The sequence below is a fragment of the Pseudoclavibacter sp. VKM Ac-2888 genome (assembly GCF_015351285.1).
Taxonomy (GTDB): domain Bacteria; phylum Actinomycetota; class Actinomycetes; order Actinomycetales; family Microbacteriaceae; genus Pseudoclavibacter.
Genome location: NZ_JADKSM010000001.1, coordinates 2,339,230 through 2,358,094, shown reverse-complemented (window position 1 = coordinate 2,358,094; position 18,865 = coordinate 2,339,230). Strand labels below are relative to the sequence as shown.

Sequence of the window (18,865 nt, the reverse complement as noted above, 5' to 3'; positions counted from 1 at the left end):
AGGCTCACGCCGCTCACCACCGAGCACCCCTCAACACCCCCGCAATACTCAACGAAGAGAACGGAGCCACCGTGACGAGTTCGCAAGTCGTACTCGAGCTGCGCGATGTGCAGAAGTCATTCGGATCCGTCGTCGCACTCCGATCCGGCACGATCGCCGTCGAGTCCGGTTCCATCCACGCACTCGTGGGTGAGAACGGCGCCGGCAAGTCCACGCTCGTCAAGATCGTCGCTGGCCTCTACCAGCGCGACGCCGGCACCTTCCAGCTCGGCGGCGAAGACGTCAACTTCACATCCACGGCCCAGTCGAAGGCCGCGGGCGTCGCGGTCATCTACCAGGAGCCGACGCTCTTCCCCGACCTCTCGGTCACCGAGAACATCTTCATGGGCCGCCAGCCCACGAACCGCTTCGGCCGCATCAACCGCTCGGCGATGCGCGACGAGGCGAAGGCGCTGTTCGCCAGACTCGGCGTGAACATCGACCCCGACCGCCCCGCCGAAGGCCTCTCCATCGCCGACCAGCAGGTCATCGAGATCGCCAAGGCCGTCTCGCTCAACGCGCGGGTGCTCATCATGGACGAGCCGACCGCAGCCCTCTCCGGCGTCGAGGTCGACCGGCTCTTCGCCATCGCCCGCAGCCTGCGCGACGAGGGCCGAGGGCTCATGTTCATCTCCCACCGCTTCGACGAGGTCTTCGCCCTCTGCGACAAGGTCACCGTCATGCGCGACGGCAGCTACATCGCGACGAACCTCATCAGCGAGACGACCGTGGATGCGCTCGTGCAGCAGATGGTCGGCCGCGAGGTCACCGAGCTGTTCCCGAAGCAGGAAGCCGTCATCGGCGAGCCAGTGCTCGTCGTCGAGGACCTCGAGAGCCCCGGCGTCTTCCACGACATCAACTTCACCGTCCGCTCCGGCGAGATCGTCGGCCTCGCCGGCCTCGTCGGCGCAGGCCGCAGCGAGGTCGCCCGCGCCGTGTTCGGGGTCGACAAGTACAAGTCGGGTCGCGTCAGCGTCGAGGGCAAGGTCGTCAAGCCGGGCTCGCCCGTCGCCGCCATGCAGGCCGGCCTCGCGCTCATCCCAGAAGACCGCCGCAAGCAGGGCCTCGTCGTCGACTCCGGAGTCGGCGAGAACATCACGAGCGTCATCCTGAACCAGCTCACGAAGCTCGGCGTCATCAGCGGCCGCAGGCAGCACGACGACGCCCGCACCTGGGCGACCAAGCTCGAAGTGAAGGCGCAGGCGCTCGACACGATCGCCGGCACCCTCTCGGGCGGCAACCAGCAGAAGGTCGTCATCGCCAAGTGGCTCGCGACGAACCCCAAGCTCCTCATCATCGATGAGCCGACACGAGGAATCGACGTCGGCACCAAGTCAGAAGTGCACCGCCTGCTCTCCGAGCTCGCGGGCACCGGAATGGGAATCCTCATGATCTCCTCGGAGCTCCCAGAGGTCCTCGGCATGGCAGACCGCGTGCTCGTCATGCACGAAGGCCGCATCGCCCAGGAAATCGACCGCAGCCAGGCGACCAGCGAAAGCGTCATGCGCGCCGCGACCGGCGCAGTGACGGTGGTGCTCTGATGACCACGACCACCACCCAGGGGCCGCACCCCACCGCCGGCGCGCCCATGCCGCCCAAGAAGGCCATCCGCTTCGGCAACTTCGGCAAGGCCCGCGAGCTCGGCATCCTCCTCGCCCTCGCGGTCGTCCTCATCGTCGCGACCATCGCCAACCCGAACTTCCTCTTCAGCCCCGACGGCTGGAGAGACCTGTTCCTCACGCCGTCCATCCTGCTGCTCGTCGCAGTCGGCCAGGCGATCGTGCTCATCACCCGCAACGTCGACCTGTCGGTCGGCTCCGTGATCGGCCTCACCGCCTTCCTCACGGGCCGACTGTTCATCGACTACCCGGGCATCCCGATCCCCGTCGTCGTCGTCGCGGCAGTGCTGTTCGGCGCGATCCTCGGCTTCGTCAACGGCGCACTCGTCGCCTACGTGCGAGTGCCGGCCATGGTGATCACGCTGGGCACGCTCTACGCGTACCGCGGCATCAACGTCATGTGGGCCGGCTCGAGCCGCATCAACGCAAGCGACATGCCCCGCGACTTCCTCGCACTCGGCACGGGTCAGATCCTGACCATCCCGATCCTCACGATCATCGCCGTCATCGTGCTCGCCATCGCCGCCTGGGTCATGAAGAACACGCGAGCGGGCCGCGAGTTCTACGCCATCGGCTCCGACCCGGACGCCGCGAAGCTCTACGGCCTCCCCGACGTGCGCCGCGTGCTCACCGCGTTCGTACTCTCGGGCGCACTCGCCGGCCTCGCCGGTGTCTTCTACGCCGCCCGCTACGGCACGGTCAGCTCGCAGGCCGGTGCCGGTTGGGAACTGGATGCGGTGGGCGCCGCCGTCATCGGAGGCGTCGCCATCACCGGCGGCGTCGGAACCCTGTGGGGCGCCGCCATCGGCGCGATGCTCCTCATGACCATCAACCGAGTGCTCCCGCTCGTCGGCATCCCGGACTTCTGGCAGCGCGCCGTCGTCGGTGTGCTCATCCTCGCCGCGATCGTCCTCGACCGCGTCCTCGCCATCCGCCAATCCCGCAAGCTCGTCGAAGCGAGGGAGGAATCATGACCGCTCTCACGACCCCAACGTCGTCCGCTGCAACGCAGCGCACCATCGAGAACTACTCGCAGCCAGCCTGGCGTCGGATGCTGTTCACTCGCGAGATGGCGATCGTCGCCCTCCTCGTCGTCGTGTGCGTCGTCTCGATGTCCGCGGTCAAGGGCTTCTCGCAGCCCATCACCATCACGTACCTGCTCATGGACGTCGCCGCGGTGCTCATCATCGCCCTGCCGATGACGCTCATCATGATCACGGGCGAGATCGACCTGTCGGTCGGCTCCATGGTCGGCCTCGCGAGCGTCACCACGGGTGCCCTGTACCAGGCTGGCGTGCCGTTCGAAATCGCCGCCCTCGCCGCCCTCATCGTCGGCGTCGTCGGCGGAGCCTTCAACGGCTTCCTCGTCACGAAGGTCGGCCTGCCGTCGCTCGCCGTCACCATCGGTACCCTCGCCCTCTTCCGCGGCATCGCCGTCGGCGTGCTCGGCACCGCCGCGGTCACCTCGTTCCCCGAGTTCTGGACGGACATCGCGAAGGCCAAGATCGTGGGCACGCCCATCCCGGCCATCATGATCCCGTTCCTCATCCTGCTCGCGATCTTCATCATCGTGCTCCACTACACGCCCTTCGGCCGCGGCGTCTATGCCATCGGCCTCTCGAAGGAAGCCGCCCACTTCTCGGGCGTGCCCGTCGGCCGCACGAAGTTCGTCCTCTTCGTGCTCGCAGGCGGCCTCGCCGCCCTCGCCGGCATCTACTTCACGCTGCGCTACGGCTCAGCGCGAGGCGACAACGCGACCGGCCTCGAACTGCAGGTCATCGCAGCCGTCGTCCTCGGTGGCGTGTCCGTCTTCGGCGGACGCGGCAAGCTCTACGGAGTCGTCGCGGCAGTCCTCCTCATCGGCGTCCTCGCCAGCGCCCTGCGCCTCGCGAACGTCACCTCCGACGTCATCAACATCATCACCGGAGTGCTCCTCGTGGCCTCCGTCGTCGGAGCAAGCCTCCTGCCCAGGATCCGCCGCAAGCGGCCCAAGGCAGAGAAACCGCTGGTCGGCACGACCAGCGGGACAGTTCCCAAGGGCTGATCGCCTCCCAAGAACTGCAGCCCCACCTCAAACCCAACACGCAACACCCCAACCGTCGCCCGGAACACCGAGCGGCTCAGTACCCGAAGGGAACCCCCATGAAGCTCGCAACGAAGCGGCTGAGCGCAGCAGGCGCACTCGCAGTAAGCGCTGCACTCGTGCTCACTGGATGCACCACCGGCGGCGACGACACCGCCGCAGGCGGCGGAGACACCGGCAACCTCACCGTCACCTTCCTCCCGAAGAACCTCGGAAACCCCTACTTCGAGGCGTCCTCCGTCGGCGGACAGGCAGCCGCCACCGAGTTCGGCGGAACGTTCGCCGAGGTCGGCCCGTCGGAAGCCACCCCCGACGCGCAGGTCAGCTACATCAACACGCTCACGCAGCAGGCCGTCGGCGGCATCGTCATCTCCGCCAACGACCCCGAAGCGATCTGCGACGCCCTCAACGAGGCACGCGAAGCCGGCACGAAGGTCGTCACCTTCGACTCCGACACGAACCCCGAGTGTCGCGACCTGTTCGTGAACCAGGCAGACGCTGACGGCATCGCGAAGGCGCAGATCGACCTCATCGCCGAGCAGATCGGCGGATCTGGCGAGATCGCCATCCTCTCCGCCGCGGCCAACGCCACGAACCAGAACGCCTGGATCGAGAAGATGGAAGCGTACGTCGGCACCGAGTACCCCGACATCACCATCGTCGAGACCGTCTACGGCGACGACGACGACCAGACCTCGTTCGACAAGACCGCAGCGCTCCTCCAGACGCACCCGAACCTCAAGGGCATCGTCTCGCCCACGACGGTCGGCATCGCGGCTGCGGCACGCTACATCCAGACCTCTGACTTCAAGGGCAAGGTCGCGGTGACCGGTCTCGGCACGCCGAACCAGATGCGCGAGTTCGTCGAAGACGGCACCGTCACCTCGTTCGCGCTCTGGAACCCGGAAGACCTCGGCTACCTGTCGGCGTTCGCCGCCCAGGCGCTCATCGCCGGCGACATCACCGGCGCCGAGGGTGACACCTTCGAAGCCGGCAAGCTCGGCGAGTACACGGTCGGCGCCGACGGCGTCGTCCTCCTCGGCGACCCCTTCGTCTTCGACAAGGCCAACATCGGCGACTTCAGCTTCTAGGAGCTGACGAGCTTCTCGAAGCAGGATGCGGGGGCCAGTCGCCCCGCTGAGCTGAACTGCGGACGCCGCGCCGGGACCATCTCCCGGCGCGGCGTTCGCGCATCCCGGCCCAAGTCCCGGCGCGCGTCGTGTCCACGTCCGCGTCCGCGCGGCCCTGCCCGGCATGGTCCGGGGTCACGAACTCCGGGAACACGAACGCAGATAGGAAGAACCACATGCCAAGAATCGGATTCCAGCTGAAGGTCGCACCTCAGCACATCGACGAGTACGTGCGCCGTCACGCGGAGGTGTGGCCGGAGATGCTCGCCGAGATCGCCGCCGCCGGCCGCCGCAACTACTCCCTGTTCCTCGCTCCGGACGGCACCCTGTTCGGCAGCTACGACGTCGACGACGAGGCGGCGGCGAACGCCTACCTCGCGGCCTCGCCGGTCGCGGCGCGCTGGGAAGCGGACATGTCGCAGTTCTTCGACGGCCTCGAGGGCCGCGCCGACCAGGCGGCGTCGCCCCTCGTCGAGGTCTTCAACCTCGAAGACCAGCTCGGCGCGTAGCGGTCCGTCCCCGAGGCGCTGCCGCCGGCGCCGCTGCCGCTGGCGCCGTCGCGTCCGCGTTGCGCGCGATGGGTCACGTTCGCCCCACTCGACGCTGCATCCATCGCCGATGGGTCACTTTCACCCCGCTCCGCCGCCCTGTCTGCCGCCAATGGGTCACTTTCGCCCCGTTCCGCCACCCTTTCTGCGGCCGATGGGTCACTTTGACCCGGTTTTGGCGCCCGCTACGGGGGGAAAGTGACCCAATCAGCGGAGGTTGTGGTGTGGAGGGGTCGTCGACCGGGTCCTCCGCCGTGGATGGGTCACTTTCGCCCCGCTCGGTATCCGCATCCGCCGGGATGGGGCACTTCCACCCCGTTTTGGCGCCCGCTACGGGGTGAAAGTGACCCAATTGGCGGTGGTCGTGGCGCGGAGGGGCCGTCGACCTGGCTGGCCCTGCGCCGGAATTGGGCACTTTCGTCCGGCTTCGCCACTGCATCTGCGGCATCCAGTGCGTCCGGCCCGGATGGGGCGGTCACTTTCGCCCCGTTCGGCATCCGCATCTCCCGGGATGGGTCACTTTCCCCCGTTTCGCCACCCTGTCTGCCGTGGATGGGGCGCTTTCGCCCCGTTCTGGCGCCCGATACGGGGTGAAAGTGACCCATTCAGAGGAGGTCGTGGTGTGGAGGGTTCGTCGACCGGGCTCTGCGCCGTGAATGGGTCACTTTCGTCCCACTCCGCTGCCGCATCCCCCGCATCCACCGCCGATGGGTCATTTTCGCCCCGTTTTGGCGTTCGGCACGGGGTGAAAGTGACCTAATCAGCGGAGGGGGTGGCGCGGAGAGCGTGCCGCGACGGGAGGCACGACCGGCTCGTCGATGTCGCGGCCGTGCCACAGGTCGCCGCACTCCACCACGACAGCGCCCTGCTCGGCCAGGTACCGGCCCGCGCCTCGGTCACCGTCGAGCGTCGATGCGAGGGCGGCCCAGTGCGTGCGCCCGATGAGCACCGGATGCCCGGGCTCGCCGCGGTAGGTCGCCCGGGCGAGTACCGCACCCGCGCTGAGGACCCTCCGGCAGGACGCGACTGACAGGTCGGGCGTATCGACGGGAACAAGCAGGACGGCGTCCGCGTCGGTCATGGCGGCCGCGTGAAGCGCGGCGCGGACCGAGGCGGCGAGCCCTCCAGACCACTCCGGCACGGGCACAACCGTCGCGCTCGCCGGTACGAGCGCGGCCGCCTCCGAGCGACCGGCGCCCAGGGCGACCAGCACATCAGAGCATCCGGCCCTGAGCAAGGTCTCCACGGCGCGCGCAACCCAGGGTGTGCCGTCGGGCAGGGATGCCAGGGCCTTCGGCCCGCCGAATCGCGACCCGGCGCCGGCCGCGAGGACAACTCCGCACACGTTCATTTGCGCACCGTTTTCCGCGCGGCTGGGGTGGATGCGCTTGGGTTGGTCTCGCCGCGGGTTTGGGTCGTGGGTCTGTTGGCGCGTCCGCTGCGTCGCGGACGGGCGCCGGCCGCGAGGACAACTCCGCACACGTTCATTTGCGCACCGTTTTCCGCGCGGCTGGGGTGGATGCGCTTGGGTTGGTCTCGCCGCAGCTGCACGCCGCAGGCACGAGCCCAGGGTCCATCCGCGCCCCCGCCGCAGACCTGTGCTTCCGCCACCCGCATTCGCCAGCCCAGGCGCAGGAACCCGGACTGCGCACAACCCCCGCCAAGCCCCTGGCCCCGACCTCCGAACTCCGCAGCCCGACCTCCGAACCTCGCCCCCAGCACCAGCACCAGCACCCCCACCCCACCCCGCACCCGTCACCGCTCACGAGGCGACGCGCGCTCCCAGCGGTCGGTGAACCGGCCCCGACAGCTCGGACAGGCGGCGACCGGATGCGCCGTGCCGGTCGGCGACGATCTCGGCGAGGATCGAGAGGGCCGTCTCCTCGGGGGAGCGCCCGCCCAGGTCGAGCCCGATCGGCGAGCGCAGCCGCTCCAGCTGCTCGGCTGGCACGGCCTCGGCGGCGGGTGCCGATGTGTCGGTGAGCCGCTCGAGCCGCTCCTCATGGGTCCGACGGCTCCCCATGACACCGACATAGCCGGCGGCAGAGGCCAGGGCGACGCGCAGCGCGGGCACGTCGAACTTCGGGTCGTGCGTGAGGACGCACACGGCGGTGCGCGCGTCCACCTCCGCGGTCTCCAGGTAGCGGTGCGGCCAGGCGACAACCACCTCGGCGCCCGGGAACCGGGCCGTCGTCGCGAACACCTCGCGCGGGTCGACGACGGTGACCTGCATGCCCGCGGCGATCGCGATGCGGGAGAGCGCCACGGCGAACTCGACCGCGCCCACGATGATCAGCCGGGGCGGCGAGCCGAGGGCGATCGTCACGGCTCCCGACGAGGGCGGCGATGCCTGGTCGATCACGCCGCGGCCCACGTCGGCTCCGGCGACCGTCAGCGTGTAGCTCGCGGGCATCGCGCGCGCCTCACGCTCCGCCAGCAGCAGCACGTCAGCGGCCGCCGCGCTGCCCGGCAGGACTGGGCGGACCAGGACCTCGATGACCCCGCCGCAGCTCAGCCCAACAGAGAACGCGGCCGCCGAGCTGTACCCGAAGGTCTCGACGCTCGCGCTGCCGCTCTGGATCGCGTGCAGGCACTGCTCGAAGACGGCCCCCTCCACGCATCCGCCGGACACGTTGCCGAACACCTCGCCGTCAGCCGACACGATCATGCTCGCGCCCACCTCGCGGGGCGCGCTGCCGCTGACGGCGACGAGCGTCGCCATCGCGAACGGTCGACCTCGGCGCGACCACTCGGCGCCCATCGGCAGGATTCCACGCATGACGAAACGCTAAGCCGGGCCCATTGCGTGGCTGTTGCGGGCACGTGAAGGTCGTCACGATCTCCGACCCACGATCGAAACACCGCCGAAACGGCGTTCTGGTTCACTCCCGAGAATCCACTCGCGCCAGCAAGCGACCGACGGCGCGGAGTCTCGACCGGGAGGGCCATGGACATCACGACGGTGCGCTCGTACCGCGTCGCACGAACCCGCGCGGAGCTGCTCCTCGCCCCTGGGGAGGCCATCCTGGCGGGCGGCACCTGGCTCATGAGCGAGCCGCAGCCGACGACGACGGGCTTCGTCGACGTGACCGGCATGGGGTGGCCCGATATCGAGGCCGACGACGATGGGCTCCGGATCTCGGCCACCTGCACCATCGCGACGCTGGTCGCGTGGACCAAGGAGGCACGGGACGCCGGCACGCTCCCGTCGCAGCAGGACTGGCCGGCGCTCTCGCTCGTGCCGGCCGCGGCGGATGCTCTCCTCGCGTCGTTCAAGATCTGGAACACGGCGACGGTCGGCGGCAACATCTGCCGGGCGTTCGCAGCTGCCGGCATGGTCTCGCTGTGCGTCGCGCTCGATGGGGAGGCGGAGATCTGGCGAGGAGCCGAGGCGGTACGCCTGCCGGTCGCTGACCTCGTGACCGGGGACGGGACGACCATCCTCCAACCGGGCGACGTGCTCCGCAGCATCCACCTGCCCGCAGCCGCGCTGCGCTCGCGGGCGCTGCTCCTCAAGATCGCGCTCGCACAGCATGGACGCTCTGGCGCCGTCGTCACGGGGCGCGTCGACCCTTCAGGGCGCAGCGTCTTCACGGTCACCGCAGCCACGCAGACCCCGACCGTGCTCGCGTTCCCGCACCTCCCGACCGCAGCCGACCTCGCCGCGCGCGTCGCCGACGCGGACGGCTACTACAGCGACCCGCTCGGCTCAGCAGATTGGCGCCGCGGCGTGAGCATCGTGCTGGCGGAGCGCATCCGGAAGGGATTCGCGTGAAGTTCGAAGTAGACGGCACAGACCGCTCGGCCGAGCCGCGGGCGGGCCAATGCCTGCGGACCCTGTTGCGCGAGACGGGTTCAACGACGGTGAAGAAGGGATGCGACGCCGGCGACTGCGGAGCCTGCTCGGTCCTGCTCGACGGCGCTCCCGTGCACTCCTGCATCGTGCCGGCGGTGCGGGCGGAGGGGCGCAGCGTCACGACGGCGGCCGGCCTCGCACCCGGCGATCAGCTGCATCCCGTGCAGGAGGCGCTCGCTGAGGGGTTCGGCTTCCAGTGCGGCTTCTGCACGCCGGGGATGAGCGTGACCGCGTCGACCCTCGGTGAAGCCGACCTGGGCGAGTTCGACAAGCGGATGCGGGGAAACCTGTGCCGCTGCACGGGCTACCGCCCCATCCGGGAGGCGATCTGCGGTTCCGTGCGAGCGGGCGCCTGCGCGCAGACGTGCGTCACGCCCAAGGCCGCCGACCCGGAAATGCGGGCCACGGCGCAGACCGTCGGCAACTCCGTCGTCCCTGAGGCCGCGCGCCGGATCGTGCAGGGCCTCGAGCCGTTCACGTTCGACCTGCCGCCCGGGCATCCGGCGCTCGATGCCCTGACCTTGCGGGTCGTGACGAGCCCGCACGCGCACGCGCGCATCCTGAGCATCGACACCGCGGAGGCCCTCGCCGTGCCGGGGGTCGTGCAGATCTTCACGCACGAGGACGTGCCGCAGCTCCGGTACTCCTCGGCCCGCCACGAGCACCGTACCGACGACCCGGACGACACGCTCCTGCTCGACCACGTGGTGCGCCACGTCGGGCAGCGCGTGGCGGCCGTCGTCGCGGAGACCGGTGAGGCGGCCGACGCCGCGCGCCGACTCGTCCGCGTCGAGTACGAGCTGCTGCCGGCGGTCTTCGACCCGGAAGAGGCCCGCAGGCCAGGCGCGCCGCTCCTCCACCCGGACCGCACCGCACAGGAGCGGGTCGACGAGGCCGCCCGCAACGTCATCACGAGCGTCCACGCCGGACCGGATGTCACCGAAGCGCTTGCCTCGAGCGCCGCCACCGTCTCCGGCACGTGGCAGACGGCCCGCGTCACGCACGCGCAACTCGAGACCCACGGCTCGATCGGCTGGCTCGACGACGACGGACGCCTCGTGATCCGCTCCTCCACGCAGGTGCCGTTCCTCGCCCGCGACGAGATCGCGCGCCTGTTCGACCTGGACCGTGACCGCGTGCGGGTGCTCGCGGCTCGGCTCGGCGGCGGGTTCGGCGGCAAGCAGGAGATTTTCACGGAGGATCTCGTCGCGCTCGCGGTGCTCAGGACCGGCCGACCCGTCGCGTACGAGTTCTCGCGCACGGATGAGTTCCAGCGCGCCGCCGTCAGGCACCCGATGCGCGTGTCGGTGACGCTGGGCGCAGACGCGGACGGGGCGCTCACGGCCATGCAGCTCGACGTGCTCAGCGACACCGGCGCCTACGGCAACCACTCGCGTGGCGTCCTCTTCCACTCCCTCGCCGAGTCGACGACGATCTACCGCGTCCCGCTGCGGCGACTGGATGCGGAGGTCGTGTACACGAACACGGTGCCGTCCGGCGCGTTCCGCGGCTACGGCCTCGGCCAGGTGATCCTCGGCGTCGAATCGGCGATGGACATGCTCGCCGAGAAGCTCGGTCTCGACCCGTTCGAGCTGCGCCGACGCAACGCCATCAGGGAAGGCGACGATCCGGGGCACGACGACCTCGTGTGGGGAAGCTACGGCTTCGACCAGTGCCTCGACCTGGCGCAGGACGCGCTCCGCCGAGGAAACGGCCAGGCGGCTCCGCCCGGCTGGCTCGTCGGCGAGGGGGTCGCGGCGGCGATGATCGCCACCATGGCGCCGTTCGGGCACATCGCGCACACGACGGCCACGCTCCGGGCCGACGGCACGTACCTGCTGCGCACGGGGACGGCCGAGTTCGGCAACGGCACGACGACCGTGCTCAAGCAGATCGCGGCGACAGACCTGAACACGAGCTTCGAGCGGCTGGAGCTGTGGAACTCGGACACGGATGCGGTCGAGCACGACACGGGCGCCTTCGCATCCGCGGGCATCACGGTCGCGGGCAAGGCGCTGCACGCCGCCTGCCTGACCCTGGCGATGCGGATGCGGGAGCGGGCCGCCGAGCTCACCGGCTCGGCCCCCGACGGCGGCGAGCTCACCGCGGACGGGGTGCTGACGCCCGCGGGGTTCGTCACCTTCGCGCAGCTGGCAGCCGAGGAGAACGGCGGGGAGATCACGGCAGACGGCAGCGAGCTCGGCGCGCGACGCTCGCTCGCCTTCAACGTGCACGCCGTCAGGCTGGCCGTCGACCCGGAGACGGGAACGGTGCGCATCCTGCAGTCGGTGCACGCCGCCGACGCCGGCTACGTCATGAACCCAGCCCAGTGCCGCGGGCAGATCGAGGGAGGCGTCGCGCAGGGCCTCGGCAGCGCGCTGTACGAGGAGGTGACGCTCGACGACGAGGGGCGCGTCGCCAACCCCGTCTTCCGCCTCTACCGGGTGCCGCAGTTCGCCGACGTGCCCGTCACCGAGGTGTACTTCGCCGACACGAGCGACGACCTCGGGCCGTTCGGCGCGAAATCGATGAGCGAGTCGCCGTACAACCCCGTCGCTCCCGCGATCGGGAACGCCATCGCGCGCGCCATCGGCAGCCGCCCGTTCGAGCAGCCCTTCAGCCGCGACCGGGTCTGGCGGATTGCGAATCACGCCCGTAACACCCACGAACCCGTCCCCGAAATATGAACTGCCTAATGTCGCGGCTAGGGAGTGTCAGGACGAGCTGAGCAGGCGAGACACCGGCAGACACGACCCAGCCCACTGCAGTCAAGGAGATCCGATGCACACACTCACCAGACCACGCCGACGCGTCACCGCGGCCATCGCTCTCGCAGCCACCGCCGCGCTTGCCCTCACCGCGTGCTCACCCACCGCATCCGAGACGTCCCCAGGGAGCGCATCCGTCGACCACGGCGAGATCAGCGTGCAGTACTCGTGGATCAAGAACGAGGAGTTCGCGGGCGAGTACTACGCCTACGACAACGGCTACTACGACGAGGCGGGGTTCTCCGCGGTGCAGGGCATCGCCGGCCCCGACACGGGCGTCGCGAAGCTGCTCTCCGGGTCGGTACAGTTCGCCCTCAGCGACGCCGCCTCAGTCGGCGCCGCGGTCGCCGAGCAGGACGCGCCCCTGAAGATCGTCGCGACCACCTTCCAGAAGAACCCGTTCACGGTGCTCTCGCTGACCGACAAGGGCAACATCGCGACGCCGCAGGACCTGATCGGCAAGAAGATCGGCGTGCAGGACTCGAACGCGTCCGTGTTCAAGGCGCTCCTCGCCGCGAACGACATCGACGAGGACCAGGTGACCGTCGTCCCTGTCGACTTCGACCCGACGCCCCTCATGAACGGGGAGGTCGACGGCTTCATGGCCTACCTGACGAACGAGGCCATCACGGTCGAGATGGAGGGCTACGAGGTCACGAACCTCGCCTACGCCGACAACGGCCTGCCGTACGTCGCCGAGGCGATCACGGTGACCCAGCAGTACCTGGATGAGAACCCCGACCTCGTGAAGGCGTTCCTCATCGCCGAGATCAAGGGCTGGACCGACACGTTCACGCAGCCGACGGATGACACCGTCACGAAGGTGACCGAGCACTACAACGCCTCGGCCGCAGCTGGCGACCTCACCTTCGGGGAGCTCGACCCCGCCAAGGTGAAGGCGGGCCTCGAAGCCCAGGCGGCGCTGATCTCGACCCCGGAGACGGAGGCGAACGGCCTGTTCACGATCTCCGACGAGCTCAAGGCCCAGTCCATCTCCTCCCTCGCGGCCGCCGGGTGGGAGCTCGAAGTCGACGACCTCTTCGACACGACGATTCTCGACGAGATCTACACCGAGAACCCAGAGCTGAAGAACTACCAGCCCTAAGCTCATGACCCTCACCGATACAACGACGGATTCCGGTGCCGCAACCGGCACCGGAATCCAGATCTCCGGAGTGTCCAAGTCCTTCGACCTGCGCGGCGGCAAGTCGCTGCTGGCGCTGCAGGACACGGACCTGCACACCGACAAGGGCTCGTTCCTGGCGCTGCTCGGCCCGTCCGGATGCGGCAAGTCCACGATCCTCCGCATCCTCGCCGCGCTCGACCACCCGACGACCGGCAGCGCGCTCGTCGACGGGCAGACGCCCGACCAGCTGCGCGCGAACAGCGAGCTCGGGATCGCCTTCCAGGACCATGCGCTGCTTCCCTGGCGGAGCATCCGCAAGAACATCGAGCTGCCGTTCGAGGTCGCGGGGCGACCGGTCGACAAGGCGTACGTGGACGAGCTGATCGCCCTCGTGGGGCTCAGCGACTTCGCGAACGCGAAGCCGGCGCAGCTCTCCGGCGGCATGCGGCAGCGGGCGTCGATCGCGCGGGCCCTCGTGCTCAAGCCGTCGGTGCTGCTGCTCGACGAGCCCTTCGGAGCGCTCGACGACATGACTCGGCAGAACCTCAACCTGGAGCTGCTGCGCATCTGGACGGAGAAGCCCGCGACGACGCTGCTCGTCACGCACGGCATCAGCGAGGCGATCTTCCTCGCCGACCGGGTCGCGGTCATGTCGGCCCGCCCCGGGCGCGTGCAGGAGATCATCGAGGTCGACCTGCCGCGGCCGCGCACCCCGGAGATGATGCGCACTCCCGAGTTCCACGCGCTGGTCGACCGTGCCTCCGAGCTGCTGTTCGGCGTGCACGGGCACGCAGAAGCCGAGGCGTGACGGTGGCGAGGGAGCGCATCCCAGGCTGGCTCGCCGCGCTCATCGGCGGGGCCGCCCTCGTCGCGATCTGGTGGCTGGCGTCGGCGACGGCGTTCCGGCCGCAGGAGGGCACGAGCTTCACGCCGGTGCCCTCACCGCTCGCCGTCATCGACTGGCTCTTCGTGCAGGGCAACGTCGCGGGCACCTGGGGCGTCTTCGCCCCGACGGTCACCGCGGCGGCGATCGGCTACGTGTGGGGCAACGGCATCGCGCTGCTCCTGGCGACCGTCGTGCTCGTGTTCCCCCGCCTGGAGACCGTGATCACGCAGATCGCCGTCGTCACCTACTGCCTGCCGATCGTCGCCGTCGGCGGCATCTCCATCGTGGTGCTCGGCGGCGCGAAGAGCCCGGGCGACCCCTCGGAGACGGCCGTCTTCCTCGCCGCCCTCGTGTGCGTGTTCACGACCGTCATCGGCGCCATCCTCGGGTTCAAGTCCGCGGACAAGGCCTCGCTCGACGTCGTCCGCGTCTTCGGCGGCGGCTCGTGGATGCAGATGCGCAAGGTCCGTCTCGTGGCCGCGCTGCCCGCCATCCTCAACGCGCTCCAGATCGCCGTCCCCTCGGCGTTCCTCGGGGCCGTGCTCGGCGAATACCTCGGCTCCATCACGGCGGGAGTCGGGCCCACCCTCATCCGCCTGCAGGGGCAGCTCGACTCCGCCGGCGTCTGGTCGGTGTTCCTGCTGTGCGCCGTGTTCGCGCTCGCCGCGTACGGGCTCTTCGGGCTGGTCATCCGCTTCATCACGCCGTGGGTCTCAGGGAAGGCAGTGCGATGACCGTGATCGTGCAGGACAAGCAGACAGCGACGACGGCCGATCACGCCGCCGAGACGCGGATCGCGCGCGAGCGGCGCAGCGCGCTCCGGAAGACGGTGCTCCGCTCGCTGGGATCCGCCGGCATCACGCTGCTCGTGCTCCTCCTGCTCTGGCAGGCGGTGGTGAGCCTCACCGGCATCTCCTCGTTCATCGCGAAGGGGCCGCTCGACGTGTGGCAGTTCCTGTTCGTGGGCGAGGACGCCGCCGAGCACCGCGCGCAGATGTTCCCCCTCGTGGGGCAGACGCTCATGGACTCGGCGCTCGGCTTCGTCGCAGGCATGGCCGTCGCCATCGTCCTGGCGATCGCCTTCAGCCTCTCCAGAGCCATCGAGGCCGGCGTCATGCCGCTTGTGCTCCTGCTGCGCACCATCCCGCTCGTCTCCATCGCACCCGTCATCATCCTCATGACCGGCCGAGGGACCACGGCCTCCGTGGCGGTGATCGGGACGATCGTCGTGCTCTTCCCAGCGCTCGCCAGCGTGCTGTTCGGCCTCAGCCGTGCCAGCCAGGAGAGCCTCGACGTCGTGCACGTCTTCGGCGGCGGCCGGCTCGCCGGCCTCACGAAGGTCAACCTGCCCGGGGCGCTCCCGTCGATCTTCGCCGCCGCCCGGGTCTCCGTGCCGGGAGCCGTGACCGGTGCGCTGCTCGCCGAATGGCTCTCGACCGGGACGGGCATCGGCGGGGCGATCCTGAAGTTCAACGCGCAGGCGCAGTTCGCCGAGCTGTGGACCTCGATCGCGCTCATCACCATCATCACGCTGGTGTCGTACAACCTCGTGCAGATCGTCGAGAACATCGTCCTCGACCGCATGGGGATGGGCGTCTCCCAGCGCTGAGCAGTCTGCGCTCGAACCTCGCGGCCGGGAGCATCCTCCCGGCCGCGACGTCGTTCAGTGCGGGTGGCCGCGCAGCGGGATGATCGCCGCCGGCAGCTCGTGGAGCCTCGCCGATGCCTCCTCGGCGAGGGGGTTCGTGGATGTCCCGTCGCGGTTCACGAGCTGACCGCCCACGTAGACGGCCTTGAGGTTCCGCGGGCTCATCGCGAGCACGTACGACCGCACGGGGTGCCAGAGCGGCCCGACGTCGGGGGAGCGCGGGTCGACGATGACGAAGTCGGCGAACTTGCCGACCTCCAGCGAGCCGACCCGGTCGGCCACCCCCATGATCTCGGCCCCGCCGAGCGTGTGGAGGCGCAGCATCAGCTCGGGCATCATCGACAGGGGATCCTTCGTGCGCGAGCGCTGCATGTAGATGCCCATGCGCATGTTCTGCCACGGGTCGCTCACATCGGTGCAGGCCTGGTCGTCGAGGCCGACGCCGACCTTCATGCCGAGCTCGAGCATCTCCGGCACGAGCGCGACGCCGGAGGCGAGCCGCCCGTTCGAGGCCGGCTGCCAGGACATGCTCGCCCCGCGAGCGGCGGCCTCGGCGATGATCTCCGGCGTGGTCTGGATGAAGTGCCCGAACATGAGGCCAAGCTCGAGGGCCCCAGCAACCCGGTACAGGGCGAACTTCGACTGCTGGTGCTCGACGGCCTCTGGCGACTCGAGGAAGTGCGCCTGGTTCGTGATGCCGAAGCGACGCATGGCCTCGGCTTCGAGGTCGGCGGCATCGGCTCGCGGCGACCACTGCACCTGGCCCATGATGGACGAGCCGAGGGCGTACGCCGGGTCCATGGACCTCGTGTGGGCGACCTCCGCCTGGAGCCGGTCGAAGATCTCGTCGTCGCTGCCGACGGTCGCATCCATCCCCGAGGCGTCGACGAAGCGGATGCCGGAATCGAGCGTGCCGTCCGCCTGGCGGTAGTGGTACTCGAGGGGGCGCATGCCCGCGGTGCCCGTTCGCTTCCCGTCGACCATCGACTCCCACGCCTGCAGCGGGTCGGTGAAGTTGTATGCGGTCGTGACGCCGTTGGAAAGGAAGTCGAGCGAGCCGTGCAGGGTCGACCAGTACAGCTGCTCCGGCGTCATGTGGGCGGTCGTGCCGAGCATGGAGTCGCACCAGCCGTACAGGGTGTCGGCGACGCCGAGGCCCCTGAGGCCGCTCGTGAAGAGATGCGAGTGGCTCGACACGAAGCCGGGGGCGACGAATCTGCCGGCCACGTCGATCGTCTCGTCGGCGGTGACGGACGGCGTCCCGCTCCCGATCGCGGCGATGCGGCCGTCTTCGACGAGCATCCATCCGTCTTCGATGTAACCGGCATCCGTGGAGCCCGTTGGGATCGTGATGAGGCGCGCGTGGGTGACAAGAAGGGACATGCTCGCAACGCTAGCCAGCCCATGTTTCGGGCCTGTCACGACTCGGAGGCGCCCCGGGGCGAGTTGCGTTTCAGACCTCGAAGAGGCTGTGCACGGGGCCGGCGACCTGCTGCCCGTCGAGGCCGACGAGCTCCATGAGGACGGCCGTGCCCATCAGCGTGTAGCCGAGCTGCTCGAGGAGATCCTGGCCCGCACGGAGGGTGCCGCCCGTTGCGAGGATGTCGTCGACGAGCAGGACGCGGGTGCCGGCCGGCAGGTCCTGTGCCGCCTCCAGGCTGTCCGACCCGTATTCGAGGTCGTACGTGATCGACGCCGCTGGGCGGGGCAGCTTCCCGGCCTTGCGGATGGGGATGAGGCCGACGCCCGCGGCGTTGGCGATGGCGCCGGCGAGCAGGAACCCTCGCGCCTCGACGCCCGCGACGACATCGAAGGTGCCGGCGAAGGGCTCGATCACGGCGTCGACGGCGGTGCGCAGGGCGGCGCCGTCGGCGAAGAGCGGGGTGATGTCACGGAACTGGATGCCCGCTTCGGGGAAATCCGGGATGGTCGCGATGAGCGACTCGGCGCGCGCGAGCTCTGGGGTCACGGCTCCAGGATACGTGCGATCCGCACCCGTCCGCGGCGATGACCGCGCGCAGGATCGACCGGTGGTCGTCGGCGCGCCCGGCCGTCCGGAGCTGAGTTGTGGTCGCTCGGAAGCGGTCTTGACGACCACAACTCAGCCCTGGGCGGGGACGGGTACGGGGCGCGGGGGAGGGGGCGTCAGGCGCGGGGTGCCGTCGAGGCGCGGGCGACCAGCTCAGGGGTGAAGCGGATGTGCTCGGGGGTCGACTTCGGGTCCCGGGCCGCGGCGACGAGCAGGTCCATGGCCTTCGAGCCGATGAGGTGCGCCGGCTGGTGGATGGAGCTGAGCGAGGTCGAGGCGAAAGCCGCGAAGTCGATGTCGTCGTAGCCGATGAGCGCGATGCTCTCGGGCACCGTCGCGTGGCTGGTGCCCTGGAGGCTCTGCAGGAGCCCGAGCGCGAGCATGTCGTTCGCCGCGAAGACCGCGTCGGGGAGATCGGCGCCGTCGCGCTCGGCGAGGAGCAGCCCCGCCCGCCTGCCCTCGGACATGGAGAGCGCATCCGTCGTCAGCACCTCGAGCGTCGCGCCCGGGACCTCGCGCACCGCGTCGCGGGCACCCTCGAAGCGGTCGGTGACCTGCTGGATCTCCATCGGCCCGCCGAGGAACGCGACGCGGCGGTGCCCTGTCTCGAGGAGATGCTCGACGGCGATGCGGCCGCCGGTGCGGTCGTCCACGGCGACGGACGGGTAGCGTTCGTCGGCGCTCTCACGGTCGACGAGCACGACGGGGGTTCCGCGCTTGTGGAGCCGCTCGAGCTGGGGCATGTTGGCGGCCATGGGGGTGACGAGCACGCCGAAGACCCGCTGCTCCTCGAAGAGGCCGAGGTGGGTGCGCTCGCGTTCCTCCTGCTCGTCGCTGTTGGCGACGAGGACGGAGAAGCCGAGCTCCGCGGCGCGCTCTTCGGCGCCTCGCGCGACCTCGGTGAAGAACGGGTTGCGGAGGTCGAGGACGATGAGGCCGACGGTGCGGCTCTCGCCTGCGCGCAGCTGCCTGGCGGCGTCGTTGCGCACGAAGCCGAGCTCCTCGATGGCCGATTGCACCTTGTCGACGGTGGCCTTCGAGACCTTCTCTGGGTGGTTCAGCACGTTCGAGACCGTGCCAACGGAGACGCCTGCGAGTGTCGCGACGTCGCGCACGCTGACTGCCATGGGCCT

16 protein-coding genes are annotated in these 18,865 nt (G+C 69.7%); 11 read left to right on the top strand and 5 right to left on the bottom strand.

Annotation, left to right across the window (positions count from 1 at the left end):
- The first annotated feature begins 71 nt into the window (after positions 1 to 71).
- From ITJ61_RS11130 to ITJ61_RS11110, 5 genes are all read left to right on the top strand, one after another.
- A complete protein-coding gene (locus ITJ61_RS11130; protein ID WP_194686196.1) occupies positions 72 to 1,580 on the top strand; it encodes a sugar ABC transporter ATP-binding protein in 1,509 nt (502 codons plus the stop codon).
- Positions 1,580 to 2,632, top strand: coding sequence for an ABC transporter permease (locus ITJ61_RS11125; protein WP_104244625.1), 1,053 nt, complete (start codon positions 1,580 to 1,582; stop codon positions 2,630 to 2,632). The genes ITJ61_RS11130 and ITJ61_RS11125 overlap by 1 nt, the downstream gene beginning before the upstream one ends.
- Positions 2,629 to 3,702: an ABC transporter permease gene (locus tag ITJ61_RS11120; RefSeq protein ID WP_194686195.1), complete on the top strand. Its 1,074-nt coding sequence runs from the start codon at positions 2,629 to 2,631 to the stop codon at positions 3,700 to 3,702. Before ITJ61_RS11125 ends, ITJ61_RS11120 begins: the two co-directional genes overlap by 4 nt.
- A 98-nt stretch (positions 3,703 to 3,800) precedes the next feature.
- The gene (gene rhaS, locus ITJ61_RS11115; RefSeq protein ID WP_104244629.1) at positions 3,801 to 4,832 is read left to right on the top strand and encodes a rhamnose ABC transporter substrate-binding protein; all 1,032 of its coding nucleotides are present in this window, start codon (positions 3,801 to 3,803) and stop codon (positions 4,830 to 4,832) included.
- Between the two features lie 215 nt (positions 4,833 to 5,047).
- Positions 5,048 to 5,380, top strand: coding sequence for an L-rhamnose mutarotase (locus ITJ61_RS11110; protein WP_104244631.1), 333 nt, complete (start codon positions 5,048 to 5,050; stop codon positions 5,378 to 5,380).
- A gap of 799 nt (positions 5,381 to 6,179) precedes the next feature.
- Here the strand turns inward: ITJ61_RS11110 and ITJ61_RS11105 are convergent.
- Together ITJ61_RS11105 and ITJ61_RS11100 are read right to left on the bottom strand one after the other, a co-directional pair.
- The gene (locus tag ITJ61_RS11105) at positions 6,180 to 6,770 is read right to left on the bottom strand and encodes a nucleotidyltransferase family protein (protein WP_194686194.1); all 591 of its coding nucleotides are present in this window, start codon (positions 6,768 to 6,770) and stop codon (positions 6,180 to 6,182) included.
- A gap of 411 nt (positions 6,771 to 7,181) precedes the next feature.
- Positions 7,182 to 8,198 carry an XdhC family protein gene (locus ITJ61_RS11100; RefSeq protein ID WP_194686193.1) on the bottom strand — a complete coding sequence of 339 codons (1,017 nt, stop codon included), beginning with the start codon at positions 8,196 to 8,198 and terminating at the stop codon, positions 7,182 to 7,184.
- 168 nt (positions 8,199 to 8,366) lie between these two features.
- Here ITJ61_RS11100 and ITJ61_RS11095 point away from each other — a divergent pair, with 168 nt between their 5' ends.
- The 6 genes from ITJ61_RS11095 to ITJ61_RS11070 all read left to right on the top strand — a co-directional run bounded on the left by ITJ61_RS11095 (position 8,367) and on the right by ITJ61_RS11070 (position 15,664).
- Complete coding sequence (locus ITJ61_RS11095; RefSeq protein WP_194686192.1) at positions 8,367 to 9,194, top strand: FAD binding domain-containing protein; 828 nt, start codon at positions 8,367 to 8,369, stop codon at positions 9,192 to 9,194.
- Positions 9,191 to 11,962, top strand: a complete 2,772-nt coding sequence (locus ITJ61_RS11090; protein ID WP_194686191.1) for a molybdopterin-dependent oxidoreductase — start codon at positions 9,191 to 9,193, stop codon at positions 11,960 to 11,962. Before ITJ61_RS11095 ends, ITJ61_RS11090 begins: the two co-directional genes overlap by 4 nt.
- Before the next feature lie 94 nt (positions 11,963 to 12,056).
- Positions 12,057 to 13,148: an ABC transporter substrate-binding protein gene (locus ITJ61_RS11085; protein ID WP_194686190.1), complete on the top strand. Its 1,092-nt coding sequence runs from the start codon at positions 12,057 to 12,059 to the stop codon at positions 13,146 to 13,148.
- Positions 13,149 to 13,152: 4 nt separating this feature from the next.
- Positions 13,153 to 13,977, top strand: coding sequence for an ABC transporter ATP-binding protein (locus ITJ61_RS11080; protein WP_104244643.1), 825 nt, complete (start codon positions 13,153 to 13,155; stop codon positions 13,975 to 13,977).
- The gene (locus tag ITJ61_RS11075; RefSeq protein WP_323744342.1) at positions 13,974 to 14,789 is read left to right on the top strand and encodes an ABC transporter permease; all 816 of its coding nucleotides are present in this window, start codon (positions 13,974 to 13,976) and stop codon (positions 14,787 to 14,789) included. The genes ITJ61_RS11080 and ITJ61_RS11075 overlap by 4 nt, the downstream gene beginning before the upstream one ends.
- Positions 14,786 to 15,664, top strand: a complete 879-nt coding sequence (locus tag ITJ61_RS11070; RefSeq protein ID WP_194686189.1) for an ABC transporter permease — start codon at positions 14,786 to 14,788, stop codon at positions 15,662 to 15,664. Before ITJ61_RS11075 ends, ITJ61_RS11070 begins: the two co-directional genes overlap by 4 nt.
- Before the next feature lie 54 nt (positions 15,665 to 15,718).
- On the opposite strand, the gene ITJ61_RS11065 is transcribed toward ITJ61_RS11070, so the two are convergent.
- The 3 genes from ITJ61_RS11065 to ITJ61_RS11055 form a co-directional block, all read right to left on the bottom strand.
- Positions 15,719 to 17,086: an amidohydrolase family protein gene (locus ITJ61_RS11065; protein WP_194686188.1), complete on the bottom strand. Its 1,368-nt coding sequence runs from the start codon at positions 17,084 to 17,086 to the stop codon at positions 15,719 to 15,721.
- Positions 17,087 to 17,156: 70 nt separating this feature from the next.
- On the bottom strand, positions 17,157 to 17,672 hold the full coding sequence (locus tag ITJ61_RS11060) for an adenine phosphoribosyltransferase (RefSeq protein ID WP_194686187.1): 516 nt from the start codon (positions 17,670 to 17,672) through the stop codon (positions 17,157 to 17,159).
- 176 nt (positions 17,673 to 17,848) lie between these two features.
- On the bottom strand, positions 17,849 to 18,859 hold the full coding sequence (locus ITJ61_RS11055; RefSeq protein ID WP_104342356.1) for a LacI family DNA-binding transcriptional regulator: 1,011 nt from the start codon (positions 18,857 to 18,859) through the stop codon (positions 17,849 to 17,851).
- Between the last annotated feature and the right edge of the window lie 6 nt (positions 18,860 to 18,865).

Bases quoted from the DNA above. Each gene is read 5' to 3' on its own strand.
- ITJ61_RS11055 (WP_104342356.1), bottom strand. From the start codon at position 18,859: ATGGCAGTCAGCGTGCGCGACGTCGCGACACTCGCAGGCGTCTCCGTT.
- ITJ61_RS11110 (WP_104244631.1), top strand. From the start codon at position 5,048: ATGCCAAGAATCGGATTCCAGCTGAAGGTCGCACCTCAGCACATCGAC.
- ITJ61_RS11095 (WP_194686192.1), top strand. From the start codon at position 8,367: ATGGACATCACGACGGTGCGCTCGTACCGCGTCGCACGAACCCGCGCG.
- ITJ61_RS11070 (WP_194686189.1), top strand. From the start codon at position 14,786: ATGACCGTGATCGTGCAGGACAAGCAGACAGCGACGACGGCCGATCAC.
- ITJ61_RS11100 (WP_194686193.1), bottom strand. From the start codon at position 8,198: ATGCGTGGAATCCTGCCGATGGGCGCCGAGTGGTCGCGCCGAGGTCGA.
- ITJ61_RS11080 (WP_104244643.1), top strand. From the start codon at position 13,153: ATGACCCTCACCGATACAACGACGGATTCCGGTGCCGCAACCGGCACC.
- ITJ61_RS11105 (WP_194686194.1), bottom strand. From the start codon at position 6,770: ATGAACGTGTGCGGAGTTGTCCTCGCGGCCGGCGCCGGGTCGCGATTC.
- ITJ61_RS11085 (WP_194686190.1), top strand. From the start codon at position 12,057: ATGCACACACTCACCAGACCACGCCGACGCGTCACCGCGGCCATCGCT.
- ITJ61_RS11125 (WP_104244625.1), top strand. From the start codon at position 1,580: ATGACCACGACCACCACCCAGGGGCCGCACCCCACCGCCGGCGCGCCC.
- ITJ61_RS11120 (WP_194686195.1), top strand. From the start codon at position 2,629: ATGACCGCTCTCACGACCCCAACGTCGTCCGCTGCAACGCAGCGCACC.
- ITJ61_RS11065 (WP_194686188.1), bottom strand. From the start codon at position 17,086: ATGTCCCTTCTTGTCACCCACGCGCGCCTCATCACGATCCCAACGGGC.
- rhaS (WP_104244629.1), top strand. From the start codon at position 3,801: ATGAAGCTCGCAACGAAGCGGCTGAGCGCAGCAGGCGCACTCGCAGTA.